At 66.6% G+C, this 12,632-nt stretch carries 10 protein-coding genes and 1 pseudogene; 9 read left to right on the top strand and 2 right to left on the bottom strand.

The genetic code is table 11. The features are described from left to right. Positions 1 to 228 precede the first annotated feature (228 nt). From nrdR to ABZ454_RS15650, 6 genes and pseudogenes are all read left to right on the top strand, one after another. Positions 229 to 741 carry a transcriptional regulator NrdR gene (gene nrdR, locus ABZ454_RS15675; RefSeq protein WP_350997351.1) on the top strand — a complete coding sequence of 171 codons (513 nt, stop codon included), beginning with the start codon at positions 229 to 231 and terminating at the stop codon, positions 739 to 741. A gap of 163 nt (positions 742 to 904) precedes the next feature. Beyond that, positions 905 to 3,808 (top strand): vitamin B12-dependent ribonucleotide reductase, encoded by a 2,904-nt coding sequence (locus tag ABZ454_RS15670; RefSeq protein ID WP_359538298.1) that lies wholly within the window; start codon positions 905 to 907, stop codon positions 3,806 to 3,808. 197 nt (positions 3,809 to 4,005) lie between these two features. After that, positions 4,006 to 5,088 (top strand): tyrosine-type recombinase/integrase, encoded by a 1,083-nt coding sequence (locus ABZ454_RS15665; RefSeq protein WP_359538378.1) that lies wholly within the window; start codon positions 4,006 to 4,008, stop codon positions 5,086 to 5,088. Further along, positions 5,085 to 5,336: pseudogene (locus ABZ454_RS15660) on the top strand (helix-turn-helix transcriptional regulator); the annotation flags it as partial. The gene ABZ454_RS15665 and the pseudogene ABZ454_RS15660, both read left to right, overlap by 4 nt. A gap of 649 nt (positions 5,337 to 5,985) precedes the next feature. Continuing rightward, complete coding sequence (locus tag ABZ454_RS15655) at positions 5,986 to 6,735, top strand: hypothetical protein (RefSeq protein WP_359538297.1); 750 nt, start codon at positions 5,986 to 5,988, stop codon at positions 6,733 to 6,735. A gap of 244 nt (positions 6,736 to 6,979) precedes the next feature. Next, on the top strand, positions 6,980 to 8,095 hold the full coding sequence (locus ABZ454_RS15650) for a hypothetical protein (protein ID WP_359538295.1): 1,116 nt from the start codon (positions 6,980 to 6,982) through the stop codon (positions 8,093 to 8,095). A gap of 134 nt (positions 8,096 to 8,229) precedes the next feature. On the opposite strand, the gene ABZ454_RS15645 is transcribed toward ABZ454_RS15650, so the two are convergent. Then, a complete protein-coding gene (locus ABZ454_RS15645; protein WP_359538293.1) occupies positions 8,230 to 8,766 on the bottom strand; it encodes a TerD family protein in 537 nt (178 codons plus the stop codon). 128 nt (positions 8,767 to 8,894) lie between these two features. Then, a complete protein-coding gene (locus ABZ454_RS15640) occupies positions 8,895 to 9,851 on the bottom strand; it encodes a DUF1152 domain-containing protein (protein WP_359538291.1) in 957 nt (318 codons plus the stop codon). A 90-nt stretch (positions 9,852 to 9,941) separates the two neighbouring features. On the opposite strand from ABZ454_RS15640, the gene ABZ454_RS15635 reads away from it, so the two are divergent. The 3 genes from ABZ454_RS15635 (at position 9,942) to ABZ454_RS15625 (ending at position 12,206) form a co-directional block, all read left to right on the top strand. Next, positions 9,942 to 10,547, top strand: a complete 606-nt coding sequence (locus ABZ454_RS15635) for a YdbC family protein (RefSeq protein ID WP_356324582.1) — start codon at positions 9,942 to 9,944, stop codon at positions 10,545 to 10,547. 92 nt (positions 10,548 to 10,639) lie between these two features. After that, on the top strand, positions 10,640 to 11,299 hold the full coding sequence (locus tag ABZ454_RS15630; RefSeq protein ID WP_356324580.1) for a histidine phosphatase family protein: 660 nt from the start codon (positions 10,640 to 10,642) through the stop codon (positions 11,297 to 11,299). Positions 11,300 to 11,309: 10 nt separating this feature from the next. Next, entirely contained in the window at positions 11,310 to 12,206 is an 897-nt protein-coding gene (locus ABZ454_RS15625) for an ADP-ribosylglycohydrolase family protein (RefSeq protein ID WP_359538289.1), read from the top strand. Positions 12,207 to 12,632 lie beyond the last annotated feature (426 nt).

Raw genomic sequence — 12,632 nt, 5'->3', positions numbered from 1 at the left:
CGTGGTCGGTCGTACGCTGCCTTCCGGCCGCCCGGGTACGCGACACGCGCCAGGGCCAAATGCGCGACCAAACCCAAGATCTAGTGGTTGGATTGCTACGGCCACCCAGAAGTTGTGGTCCCCGTCCATCGGGGGTGTGGTCATCGCCTATGCTTGAGACCGCTTCGAAGGCCCCTCACCGGGCCTGAAGAGGCTATTCAGTCGCGCTGTGAAGGAGGGTTGGGAGCCATGCACTGCCCCTTCTGCAGGCACCCCGACAGCCGGGTCGTCGACAGTCGCACCACCGACGACGGGACCTCGATCCGCCGGCGTCGCCAGTGCCCCGACTGCTCCCGCCGTTTCACCACGGTGGAGACCTGTTCGCTCATGGTGGTCAAGCGCAGCGGTGTCACCGAGCCCTTCAGCCGCACCAAGGTCATCTCCGGCGTGCGCAAGGCGTGCCAGGGGAGGCCCGTCACCGAGGACGCGCTCGCCAAACTCGGCCAGCGGGTCGAGGAGGCGGTGCGGGCCACCGGCAGCGCGGAGCTGACCACCCACGACGTGGGTCTGGCCATCCTCGGCCCCCTGCAGGAACTCGACCTCGTCGCGTATCTGCGGTTCGCGTCCGTCTACCGGGCGTTCGACAGCCTCGAAGACTTCGAGGCCGCCATCGTGGAACTCCGCGAGCGGCGGCCTCCCGTACAAGGACGCGGGACCGGCGAGACCCTCGAGGTCCCCGTTCCCGCCGTCGCCGCCGACTGAGCGGCATCCCGGCCCCGCTGATCGGGAGATCGGGTGCGGGCCGGCACCAGGACCTGCTCCGGACGGCGCATGACGTACGCGGCGTCCGAAGCATCAGACACACACTGTGCCCGGGGAAGTTCTCGGCACTTCAGGGCGTTTTTGCCCACATATGGGAGGCGGCATGACAGAGACGGCGAGCGGCCCGGCACGAGGTTCCCGCACCAAGGGGACCAAGTCGACTGCGACCAAGCAGGGCCTGCGTATCGAGCGCATCCACACCACTCCCGGCGTGCACCCGTACGACGAGGTGGCGTGGGAGCGCCGTGACGTCGTCATGACCAACTGGCGCGACGGCTCGATCAACTTCGAGCAGCGTGGCGTCGAGTTCCCCGACTTCTGGTCGGTGAACGCGGTCAACATCGTCACCAGCAAGTACTTCCGCGGGGCCGTCGGCACCCCCCAGCGCGAGACCGGTCTGCGGCAGCTGATCGACCGGATCGTGAAGACGTACCGGAAGGCCGGCGAGGACTACAGCTACTTCGCCTCTCCCGCGGACGCCGAGATCTTCGAGCACGAGCTGGCGTACGCCCTCCTGCACCAGATCTTCAGCTTCAACTCGCCGGTCTGGTTCAACGTCGGCACGCCCCAGCCGCAGCAGGTCTCCGCCTGCTTCATCCTGGCCGTCGACGACTCCATGGAGTCGATCCTCGACTGGTACAAGGAAGAGGGGATGATCTTCAAGGGCGGCTCCGGCGCCGGCCTGAACCTCTCCCGCATCCGCTCCTCCAAGGAACTCCTCTCCTCCGGCGGCAACGCCTCGGGACCGGTCTCCTTCATGCGCGGCGCCGACGCCTCCGCCGGAACGATCAAGTCCGGTGGCGCCACCCGTCGCGCGGCCAAGATGGTCATCCTCGACGTCGACCACCCCGACATCGAGAACTTCATCGAGACCAAGGTGAAGGAGGAGGAGAAGATCCGCGCCCTGCGTGACGCGGGCTTCGACATGGACCTGGGCGGCGACGACATCACGTCCGTCCAGTACCAGAACGCCAACAACTCGGTCCGGGTCAACGACGAGTTCATGAAGGCCGTCGAGTCCGGCGGGAAGTTCGGGCTGCGCGCCCGGATGACCGGCGAGGTCATCGAAGAGGTCGAGGCCAAGTCCCTCTTCCGCAAGATGGCCGAGGCGGCCTGGGCCTGCGCCGACCCCGGCATCCAGTACGACGACACGATCAACCAGTGGCACACCTGCCCCGAGTCCGGCCGGATCAACGGCTCGAACCCGTGCAGCGAGTACATGCACCTGGACAACACCTCGTGCAACCTCGCCTCGCTGAACCTGATGAAGTTCCTCAAGGACGACGGCAAGGGCAAGCAGTCCTTCGAGTCCGAGCGCTTCGCCAAGGTCGTCGAGCTGGTCATCACCGCGATGGACATCTCCATCTGCTTCGCCGACTTCCCGACCGAGAAGATCGGCGAGAACACCCGCGCCTTCCGTCAGCTGGGCATCGGCTACGCCAACCTGGGCGCCCTGCTGATGGCGACCGGACACGCCTACGACAGTGACGGCGGCCGCGCGCTCGCCGGTGCCATCACCTCGCTGATGACCGGCACCTCGTACAAGCGCTCCGCCGAACTGGCCGCGGTCGTCGGCCCGTACGACGGCTACGCCCGTAACGCCGAGCCGCACCAGCGCGTCATGAAGCAGCACGCCGACGCCAACGCCGTGGCCGTACACGCCGACGACCTGGACAACCCGGTCTGGGCCGCCGCGATGGAGGCCTGGCAGGACGTCATCCGCCTCGGCGCCAAGAACGGCTTCCGCAACGCGCAGGCCTCGGTCATCGCTCCCACCGGCACCATCGGTCTCGCGATGTCCTGCGACACCACCGGCCTGGAGCCCGACCTCGCCCTGGTCAAGTTCAAGAAGCTGGTCGGCGGCGGCTCGATGCAGATCGTCAACGGCACGGTCCCGCAGGCCCTGCGCCGCCTGGGCTACCAGGAGGAGCAGATCGAGGCGATCGTCGCCCACATCGCCGAGCACGGCAATGTGATCGACGCCCCCGGCCTGAAGACCGAGCACTACGAGGTCTTCGACTGCGCGATGGGCGAGCGTTCCATCTCCGCGATGGGCCACGTGCGCATGATGGCGGCCATCCAGCCGTGGATCTCGGGCGCGCTGTCCAAGACGGTGAACCTGCCGGAGACGGCCACCGTCGAGGACGTCGAAGAGGTCTACTTCGAGGCGTGGAAGATGGGCGTCAAGGCGCTCGCGATCTACCGCGACAACTGCAAGGTCGGCCAGCCCCTCTCCGCGAAGACCAAGGAGAAGGAGAAGGAGGCGGTCACCGCCAAGGCCGAGGACACCATCCGCACCGCGGTCGAGAAGGTCGTCGAGTACCGCCCGGTCCGCAAGCGCCTGCCCAAGGGCCGTCCCGGCATCACCACCTCCTTCACGGTGGGCGGCGCCGAGGGCTACATGACCGCCAACTCCTACCCGGACGACGGTCTCGGCGAGGTCTTCCTGAAGATGTCGAAGCAGGGCTCGACCCTCGCGGGCATGATGGACGCCTTCTCCATCGCCGTCTCGGTCGGTCTGCAGTACGGCGTCCCGCTGGAGACGTACGTCTCGAAGTTCACCAACATGCGCTTCGAGCCGGCCGGTATGACGGACGACCCGGACGTGCGGATGGCGCAGTCGATCGTCGACTACATCTTCCGCCGCCTGGCGCTGGACTTCCTGCCCTTCGAGACCCGCTCGGCCCTCGGCATCCACTCCGCCGAGGAGCGTCAGCGTCACCTCGACACCGGCTCCTACGAGCCGTCGTTCGAGGAGGAGCAGATGGAGGCCGAGAGCCTGGCCCAGTCCGCCCCCGTGCGGCCGGAGCCGCTGAAGGCGGTGGCCCCGGTCGCGGAGACCGAGACCGCCGCGCCGAGGACGGCGCACACGTCGGCGGAGCTCGTCGAGATGCAGCTCGGCATCAGCGCGGACGCCCCGCTCTGCTTCTCCTGCGGTACGAAGATGCAGCGCGCCGGTTCCTGCTACATCTGCGAGGGCTGCGGCTCGACCAGCGGCTGCAGCTGAAACCAGGCGAATTGCGTTGGATGCAACATCCGACGTAGCCCGCGCACGTAGCTGACCAGCAGCTCACGAAGGGGACCGACCTTTGGTCGGTCCCCTTCGTCGTGCCCGGGACCTGGGCTGCGTAACCAATTCAACGATGTTGCGTTAGATGCATCACGAGTAGAGGGGTGGATCTCCCAGGTGCGGCACACCTGGTGATGGCTGGCGGGGTTGTGTATCTGGACCCGGAGTCCGCGGCCTTCGAAGCGATGCTGGCTGGTTGGGCCGTGCAGCAACGGGCCAGGTTCCTGGACGAGGACGGTACGATCACGCCGCGGCTCAGGCTGATTCAGAGATTCGCGGAGTTCACCAACCAGTATCCGTGGCAGTGGCAGGCAGAAGAAGCCGAGGCCTTCATCGGCCATCTGCGGTCACGGAGGCCACACTTGGCGGTTTCGACCGCACGTGGCTACCAAAATGCCCTAAGGCTGTTCTGTGAGTACGTAACCGACGCTCGTTATGGCTGGCCCATCAAGTGCCTGGACGCCTTTGGCCAAGTGCCTGCGCAGATTCTGCACGAGTGGAATACCGTCACCCATTCCAGCGAGTACGAGGGGGCACCTGGGCGTCGGCCGTTCACGTACGACGAAGTTCAGGCACTGTTTGATGCAGCTGATGGTCGAACGGATTCGATTCGATCTCGCCGCAGAAAGGGCGTTTTGGCAGCCCTGAGGGATTCCGCTGCGCTCAAGGTTGTCTACGCCTTTGGTCTGAGACGGCGAGAGGCTTGCTGGCTGGACTTGGCAGACCTTCGGCGCAATCCCAAGGTGCCCGACTACGGGCGTTACGGTGCCTTGTTCGTCCGCTACGGAAAGTCTTCCAAGGGGGGACGCCCAAAACGGCGCACAGTCTTGACTGTCCCAGAATTCGACTGGGTAGTTGACGTCTTGAATCAGTATCTCGAAGAAGTTCGTCCAGAGTTTCTTCCAGGGAAGCATCCGGCTCTATGGGTAACAGAGCGCCGCGGGCGCCTTTCCTTGCGGCGCTTGGATGAGGCGTTCAGTACGGCTCGAACCCTAGCTGGTCTCCCTGACGAGCTCGACCTCCATTGCCTGCGGCATTCGTACGTTACGCACCTGCTTGAATTTGATTACCCGGAGCGATTTGTTCAGGATCAGGTTGGTCATGAGTATGCATCAACTACTGCCATCTACTCGGGAGTTTCTGATGAGTACCGGAACCGACTAGTGCAGAGATCCCTGAAATCGCGTCACGCGCATCTATGGGGTCCAGGAGAATGATTAAGAAGATGGGATACAACTGGCACCTTCGCCAGCTAATGGCATCCCAGGGAATGTTTCAGACAACTGACCTGGTCCCGCTCCTTGCCGAGCGTGGTGTTCATCTGTCGCGTGAGCAAGTCTTCCGACTCGTCACGCAGCCTCCGCAGCGACTCTCCATGGACACGCTGGCTGCGCTTTGCGACATTCTCGGCTGTGGTGTTGAGCAACTGATCGAAGTGGTTGTGGTGGACCAGTCGGTACGCAAGGAAGTGTCAGGAAGCGGTGTGGTCGGGAAGCACCCACTTCAGGCGATCCTGAGAATTTCCACAGCGAAGAGGAGCAGGTTGAACTCCTCAAGCATTGCGTCCAAGACGCGGACCTGCCCTTGGATGTTCGTGCCGCCGGATCCCTTGTTCTCCTCTACGGAGTACCTGTCAGCCGGATTGTTCAACTAACTCTGGAGCATGTCGAAGAGCGGTCCAGCGGTACCTATATCACTCTCGGTCGGCATCCAGTCCTCATGCCTCCCGCCGTCGCTCAACTTGTGGTTGAGCAGGCCAGGACGGTGCCTCGCTCGCTGGTCGAGAGGCCCAACACAACGAGAAAGTGGGTCTTCCCTGGCAACTTGGCCGGACTTGGCCGGCCGGCCAACGGGCGCGACTCCACTGGCGAATAGGCTCATTTCCCATGGCATCGCTGTGCGGCCGGCAAAGAACAGTGCGGTGCTGGCTCTCGCTTCTGACTTGCCTGCGTCCATCCTCAGCGAGATCCTCGGCGTGCACATCAATACGGCAGTCGACTGGGTGCGATACATGAAGCGTGACTGGGCTGCCTTCATCGAGGCCAGGGCTTCCAGCGGAGATGGCCCGCAGGAAACCAGGTGACAACGGCCCGCCACTGGCCGACGATCGTCCCGTGACCCTTGACCTGCAGAGTTTCGTCCTCCGTGTTGTTGTTCCGGACCAGGTGTCTCGTGGAAGTGCAGTGGAAGTACGTCCCCACATCGATGGGCGGGACGTAGTGGCTGAGGTATTCGACGAGGGGCCGGGCGAGGACCCTCGCTACCTCCTCCTTCCCGACGGGCCGCTGCATGCAAGCGTGGACCCACGCGAGGTCCGATTGGCGGAGGCAACTTGCACTGAAGGGTGCTGCGGAGCTCTTTATGTGACGATCCGTCGTGATGGCGACCAAGTGGTTTGGGATGCGTGGCGTAACCCCGATGAAGATGAGGTTGCCCTGCCAGAGTTCAGGTTCGACGCTCAGCAATACCGAGCAGAGCTCGAGCGTGCAACGTTGGATCGCTCCTGGGAATGGCCAGCAAGGACTGTTGCCCGGCTGCTTGAAGACGAACTCCGGCAGCGGACTGCTTGGCTCGAACGCTGGGACTGCGAGCTTGGCAGTGTGTCCGCCCGGCTCTGGGAGCCACCGGACCAGATCAATCTCTTCCTCTTCCACCCGGGCCGATCCGCCATCACGGAAGACCGCCCCTGGCTCCAGTTCCAGGTGACCCTGAACATCTCCAGCGGAGACCCAGCGACCCAGACCCGCCGGCTGGTGGAGGAACTCACGGCGGGGGACCCGCGCGTGGCAGCCGAAGTCTGCGGCGGCTCGCCGGAGTTCGCCCGCCAGCTCGGCTACCCCTGGCCGCAACGGCACAGGATGTGATCCCACAGGAATACGGCACCTCAGAGATTGGTGCCCCCTCCGCCAGTACACCGAGTGCCTTGAGGGGCATGAAGTGGCTGGTCAGGGCGGTGGAGCCGAACTCGCGGCTCCACCGCCCTGACACGCGTGACGCCTGGCTATTGCGTTTGATGCAACCCGCCGCCGAGTCGAGGGCTTGTCGTGGCGATTGCTGTCGTGGCATGCTCCGAGCCATGATCAAGAGAATCGAGTCCGCCGTCCGCCGATGAGCGAGACGACCGGGACAGGACTGCCCGGATCACCGACAACGCTGTTCGAACACGCGCTGTGGCTACACCAACAAGCTCCGGATGATCCGCTTCCGCGCGACGGGTACCCCTATCCCGACGACGCGTTGCACCGTCGCCGAGGCCCGAAGGCACCCGAAGACCGGCACTTGGCCGGCAAGGAAATTGCGCTCATTCTGGATACGCATTTCGCGAGGGTCGCTGCCCTGCCCAGCGAACTGGCCGACGTCTTTCACGACGTCTACATCCCGATTCACCACAACGAGCATATTGCCGCCGCGGCTGCGCGGGTGGAGACAGAACGCGCTCGTCAAACGGGCCGCTGGCTCGTCCGCTATGGCACCGATCGTTGCTCAGTCACCGTCGGGCTCGCCCTGCTCGCCGTTGTGGCAACCGCTGACGACACCCCACTGATTCAGACGATCGGGCTGCTCTCCGACCGCTTCGGGCCACTGGCGGCGCACGCCTTCGAGCAGCAGACAGGAGGAGTCGAAGCCCTGATCTGGCTCGCCGAGCGAGTCACAGGCTGGGGACGCGTGTATGTCGTTGAAGCACTCTGCAGGCTCGACGATCCAACTGCCCGGCCGTGGCTGCTTCGCAGGGCCTGTGACGGCGACTTCCTCAACGGATACTTCGCCGGCAAGGTCGCCACAGTCGCTAAGCTCCATGAGGCGCTTACAGACCTCGATTCTGACAGCGAGATGGTCGACCATATCGGTCGGATACTCCATCTGATGAGCGACTGCGGGGGGATGGGGCTGACCCTCGCTCACTACCCCCATTCGGGAGTGGTCCTGGAAGCTCATGCTCGCCATGTGGGTTCTCTCAGCCCGACCGTCGAGCGCTACTTCACGATCGCTCTGCTCACTCAGCACCTGACCACGGAGTCTCCCAAGGCTGCGGGGTGCACCGCGACGCAGCAGGAAGAGCTCCGGTCGACGTACCTCGAGGTCCTCGACCGAGAGGAGTGGACCCACACCGCACGCGCCGGCTTGGCGGCGGATGACAACCGGATGCGGTGGCTCGCCGATCACAGGGCGCCACAGTTGAGGCTGCGTGCGTTCCCCGATCGAGAGCCGGATGCCGAGGAATAGCGCACGCCAGGAATAAGTGGTCTCCGCCAGTACCGGACCGGGTGCCCCGGCAGGGGCCAGGCCCGACGAAGGGGGCGGGCAGGACTCCGGTCACGGAGTTCCTGCCCGCCCCCTTCGGCCGTCCCCCCGGAGCCTCACGGCCCGGGCGGGCGGCTGCCCATCGCCGCGGCGAACGAGTCGGCGTCGCCGTCGAAGCCGCGCACCGTGTCATGGAACTGCCAGACTCCTGAGGAGTCCCGTACGAATTCGGCGACGACGGCGGCCGTCGCCGCCCCGACCCCCGAGAAGTCGTCCTCGGAGAGGCTGGTGTACCCCTCACGGATCTGCACGCCGGTGCTCTCTATCGCCCCGAACGTCTTGCGGCCGTCGCGCTGCTGGATGGCGACGCCGACGACGACCCGGGAGTACGCCTCCGAGAGCCGGTTCAGCTCCAGTGTCATGACTTCGTCGTACCCCAGCCCCTGCCCGGTCCGGCTGTCGCGGTTGAGCGTGATGGTGCCGTCGGGAGCCCGGCTGTCGAAGTGCACGAGGTACGCGGGGGCGCCGTACGGCTCCTCCACCGCGTAGGTCGCCGCGATGATGTCGAGGTCGTTGGCGGGCTCGCCGTGAGGACTGGGGTCCCACTTGACCCTGATCTCGACCTTCTCGATGTCCTTGTTGGGAGTACTCATCGGGCTTCGCTCCTTCGCGCGGGGCCGTCGCTCCGGTTCATAGCCCGATCATGTCCGCAACGGCCCCTGGAACCAACCGGTTCGGAGCCGCGAGGGTGTAATCGGGCCATCGAGGACGACCGGGTGTCTCAATGCGGGATCCGGCGCGGCGGACGGGTGCGCACCTCGTCGCGGAAGGCCTCGATCGCGCTGCTGACCTGACGCATGAGGTGGGTGTGCTCGATGCGGTCCAGATAGAGGCAGTTGCGGGCGACCCCCTCCAGCTCGAAGGCGAAGTACAGCGACATCAGAGGATTGACGAACAGCTCGCTGTCGCTCGTGCGCGAGGTGAACCGGACGTCGCCGAACTCACCACGGACCGCCGCGGCGATCGATCCGTTGACGATGCTCGGATGATCGGGCGTGTGTTCCTGGGCGTGGGCCACCGCGTCGACGAACAGCGCGCCCTCGCGGGTCGTACGGGGCACGGAGAACGCTCCCAGGTACGCGCCGTCGCGTTCGAGCGCGGCGATGTTCTCCAGAACCAGGCCGTGGCTCACGCCGTGGTAGGCGTCGACGCCGAAGCCGATGGAGACGACCAGGCGGTCCGGTCCTTCGATCGCGGCGAGCGCCGCGACGCTGGTCAGGTCCTCCTCCGGGGTGCCGAGGCCGGACTCGTCGCCCCGCATCAGGATGTCCGTGCCTCCATCGACGAGGACGACGGCATCGATGTCGTACCGCTCGATCAGTGCGCGGTAGGCGGCCCGCAGCGGCTGGACCCCCGTGCGGGACAGGGCGTGGACGGTCCCGGGGTAGCCGTGCAGGGCGAGCCACTGCGCGAGGGTCCGTTCCGGGAAGTAGAGCTGGTGCGGGGAGGTTTCGGGGGTGATGACGGCGAGGTCGGGGGCGAGCCAGGAGTCGAGGGGAAGTCCTTCGAGTGCGCTGAAGGACAGATTGGCGAACTGCACCCGCTTGTTCCGGTGGATCAGGGAGAGCGCGAGGGGGAGCCCCGCGTAGATGTCGAAGCCGCCGCCCGCACCGGCGACGAGGATCCGTTCAGCCGCATCGAGGCGTTCGAACAGTGGGTTGGTGTGCAGCGAGGTCATGGCGATCATTGTGCGATCACCCGTGACCGGTTCTGACGCACTCCGACGGAGCGTGACCCACGCCACGTCCGTCACCCGTACGATGGTTCAGTGCTGGTCAAGTGGATTCGCTGCAGTGTGGGGGACCGTCGCGGTTTCGAGCGGGGGCAGCGGAAGTGGGCGGGGCTGCTGGGTGAGCCGGGGTTCAGGGGGCAGGGCGGTGGCTGGAGCCGCAGCCGGCCGGAGGTGGCCCATGTCTTCGCGTTCTGGGAGAACAGGGTCTTCTACGACTCGTTCATGGCGCGCGGGCACGACGCCCTGGCCGCGGCACAGGCCGGTACGTGCAACGACATCCAGGTCAAGCTGTTCGAGTACCGCTTCGACGTGAAGACCGGCTTCGAACCCCACTTCACGGACGCCGATGTGGTCAGGGTCGCGCACAGCAGGGTGCACGAGGACCGTGTCGAGCACTTCGCGCTGATGCAGCAGCGGGTCTGGAACCCGGCGATGGCCGGATCACCCGGGATGCTGCGCGGTGTGTGCGGGGAGGCGCCCGGGCACGAGTTCCTGGTCCTGTCGATGTGGCAGTCGAGCGCGGAGCGCGGCAAGTACCGGCCGGCGAGCGTCGAACGGCTCTCGCAGCGGGCGCAGACCGAGGACGACGTGGCCTCGCTCGCCGGCGACGTCGTCCAGCTCGAACCGGCCTGGACCGTCTGACCGGCCGGCGCAACCGCGGTTTCACCGGCGACATGCACCGCCTGGTTATGGACAACTGCTCGAACGGTCGCCACTCGATCTAGGGTCGGTACATGGCACGACCGCAACGCATTGTCCTCGTCAGGCACGGTGAGTCCGAGGGGAACGCCGACGACACCGTGTACGAGCGCGAGCCCGACCACGCACTGAAACTCACCCATGCCGGACTGCGGCAGGCCCGGGAGACGGGGGCCCGGCTGAGCGAACTCTTCGGCGAGGAGCGGGTGAGCGTGTACGTCTCGCCCTACCGCCGTACGCACGAGACGTTCAGGTCCTTCGGGCTGGATCTCGAACGCGTCCGGGTCCGTGAGGAGCCCCGGCTGCGCGAGCAGGACTGGGGGAACTGGCAGGACCGGGACGACGTCCGCCTCCAGAAGGCCTACCGGGACGCCTACGGGCACTTCTTCTACCGGTTCGCGCAGGGCGAGTCCGGTGCGGACGTGTACGACCGGGTGGGCGCGTTCCTGGAGAGCCTGTACCGCAGCTTCGAGGACCCCGACCACCCGCCGAACGTCCTGCTGGTCACCCACGGACTGACCATGCGGCTCTTCTGCATGCGCTGGTTCCACTGGTCCGTGGCCGAATTCGAATCGCTCTCCAATCCGGGCAACGGCGAATACCGGGCGCTGGTACTCGGAAAGGACGGCCGCTACACGCTGGACAGGCCGTTCGAGCGCTGGCGCACCCCTGAGCCGTACGGCATCACCGGATAGAGTGGGAGCGATGACCGCATCCGCTTCCGACCAGCGCTTCGACCGCGCCCTTGCCAGCCTGCGTGGCCTTTCCGTGGGGGACGCCCTGGGCTCCCAGTTCTTCGTGCCCGCCAACTATCCGCTCCTCAAGGACCGGGCCCTGCCGCCCGGGCCCTGGCAGTGGACCGATGACACCGAGATGGCCGCCTCGGTGCTGGCCGTGCTCGCGAAGCACCACCGCATCGACCAGGACGCGCTCGCCCGCTCCTTCGCGGTGCACCACGACTTCGACCGGGGATACGGCCCCGCCGTGAACCGCCTGCTCAGGCTGGTCCGGGAGGGCGAGGACTGGCGCGAGCTGGCCTCTGCGCTCTTCCAGGGACAGGGCTCGTGGGGCAACGGCTCGTCGATGCGCATCGCGCCGCTCGGCGCCTGGTACGCGGACGACCCCGAGCAGGCCACGCACCAGGCCGAGATCTCCTCGTACACCACGCACCAGCACCGGGAAGCCGTCGTCGGCGCGATGGCGGTCGCGGCGGCGGCCTCGCTCGCGGCCTCGCCCACCGGGCCCCCGACGCCCACCGATCTCCTGGACGGCGTGATCGCGCTCGTGCCGCGCAGCGCGGTCGGCGCCGGGCTGCGCAGGGCCCGGGACATGCTGGACTACAAGGACGCGGGCACGGTCGCCGCGGTCCTGGGCAACGGTCGCCGCACGAGCGCGCACGACACCGTCCCCTTCGCCCTCTGGTCCGCGGCCCGCAGCCTCGGCGATTTCGAGCAGGCCTTCTGGGTGACCGCGCAGGCCGGCGGCGATGTCGACACGACGTGCGCGATCGTCGGCGGGGTCGTCGCGGCGGGCACCGCGGGTGCGCCGCCGGCGGAGTGGACGGCGCAGACGGAAGAGCTGCCCGACTGGATGACGCGGTAGGCCGCCGACGGCGCCCGACAGCGCCGCGCGCCACCACGCCGTCCGCCGCCGTCGTCGGTGCCCGACTGTCACGGAACTGCCACAGCGTTGCCCTGTAGGGCTGACGATCGTCACAGGCGGTTACTCTTTCGGCCACGCCGCCCGCGGTGATCACCACCACGGGCGTGCACCGAATGAGACGCCGGGGGGCGCGCTGCCCATGGCTCGCGTGCGCGCACTGCCGGTGGGGAGGGGTCCCGTGGCATCAGAGCACACGTCAGAATCACCCCGGCCGGAGCAAGCGCCGGGAGCTCCAGGGGCGGCTGAGCCGTCGGAAGCGCCCGCGCCGGCGCCGGGGGAGTCACCGGCCGTCGGGGAGTCACCGGCCGTGGGGGACGCCCGGCAGTCGTCCGCCGAGCCGCCGGGGGCGTCCCGGTCGGACGGGGA

It is taken from the genome of Streptomyces sp. NPDC005803 (assembly GCF_040630435.1).
Lineage (GTDB): Bacteria > Actinomycetota > Actinomycetes > Streptomycetales > Streptomycetaceae > Streptomyces.
This window is presented reverse-complemented; position numbering and strand designations above follow the sequence as displayed.